Annotated in this window: 2 protein-coding genes; both read right to left on the bottom strand. The window is 72.1% G+C overall.

Going from position 1 to position 1538, the window contains the following annotated elements:
* The coding region (locus PLL68_RS01235; RefSeq protein WP_502910595.1) for a response regulator at positions 1-448 on the bottom strand (448 nt) is incomplete at its 3' end.
* A gap of 64 nt (positions 449-512) precedes the next feature.
* The coding region (locus PLL68_RS01230; RefSeq protein WP_324530884.1) for a sensor histidine kinase at positions 513-1538 on the bottom strand (1026 nt) is incomplete at its 5' end.

Below are 1538 nucleotides of genomic sequence, written 5' to 3'. Positions count from 1 at the left end.
CGGATGCCGGTGCGCCGGGTTGCGTCGTCGGCGCACCGGCGATTCCAGCCCCCGTCGTGCTGGTGGGTCCCGCGCCGGACCGGCCACTTCGGGCCATCCGCTCGATGACCCGGCGGGTGACCTCGGGTGCGAGCAGGGCGTGGCCGTGGCCGACCGCCCGCACGGCCTCGACGAGCTGGTCGGGTTCGGCGTTCTTCAGCAGGAAGCCGCTCGCCCCGGCCGAGAGGGCGTCGAAGACGTAGTCGTCGCGGTCGAAGGTGGTGAGGATGAGCACCTTGGCGAGGTCCTCGGCGACGAGGGCCCGGGTGGCCTCGATGCCGTCCATGACCGGCATCTGCACGTCCATGAGCACGACGTCGGGGCGCAGCGCCCGTGCCTGGGCGAGCGCGACCCGCCCGTTCTCGGCCTCGCCGACGACCTCGAGGTCGTCCTCGACGGACAGGATCATCGCGAAGCCCGAGCGCACGAGGTGCTGGTCGTCGACGATGAGCACGCGCAGCGGTGGGTGCAGGTCAGACACTGTTCTCCCCCAGTGGAATCCGGACCCGCACACGGTAACCGCCGGTCGGCCGCGGGCCGATCTCGGCCTCACCCCGTTGGCTCGCGGCGCGCTCGCGCACCCCGAGGTGACCGAGCCCGGAGCCCGACGAGCGACCCCTGGGCCTGCCGTCGTCGAGCACCTCGACCTCCGCGTGCGGGCGCGGGCCGTCCTCCTCGACCCGCAGCACCACCGTGGCGTGGCGGGCGGTGGAGTGGCGGGTGACGTTGGCCAGGGCCTCCTGCACGACCCGGTAGAGCGCCAACCCGGTCGACGAGGGCAGCCGGTCGGCCGCACCGGGGCTGGACTCGACGACGTCGTAGGAGGTGGTGAGCCCGGCCGTTCGCCGCTCCGCCACTATGGTGGGCAGGTCGGCGATCCCGGGCTCCGGCATCCGGCTCGTCGCGATGTCGGGGTCGGCGTCCTCCGGGTCGCGCAAGGTCCCGAGGAGGCTGCGCATCTGCGTGACACCGTCACGCGACGAGGTCTCGATCGCCGCGAGAGCCGTGGCAGCGGCATCCGGATCGCGCGTGAGCACCCGTCGCGCCGCGGCCGCCTGGATGCCGATGACCGAGATGTGGTGCCCGACGACGTCGTGCAGCTCACGGGCGATGCGCAGGCGCTCGTCGGTCACGGCGCGCCGTTGCAGGGTCTCGCTCTGGGTGGCGATGGTCGCGGATGCCGTCTCGAGCTGGGCACGCTGTCGGGCCGCCCGCCAGTCGAGCTGACCCGCGATGACCGCACCCCCGAAGTAGATGACGTTGATGAGGACCGTGAGGGCCACCGCCGCAGTCACCGGGCCGACGAGCCCGCTTCGCTGGACGCCACGGGTGTCGTCGACGATGTCCTGCACCCCGCTGCCGAGGAGGAACTGCCACGCGATCCAGACGAACATCACGACGATGATCGAGCCGACCACACCGAGCATGAGCCGTCGGTCGCGCGACCAGGCCACCGCCGCGTAGAAGGCGATGAAGTAGACGACCTGGAGGGTGAACTG

The organism is Ornithinibacter sp., from assembly GCF_035443565.1.
Classification (GTDB): domain Bacteria; phylum Actinomycetota; class Actinomycetes; order Actinomycetales; family Dermatophilaceae; genus Fodinibacter.
Note: the sequence above shows the minus strand (reverse complement) of the source record. Positions and strands in the feature narration are given on the sequence as shown.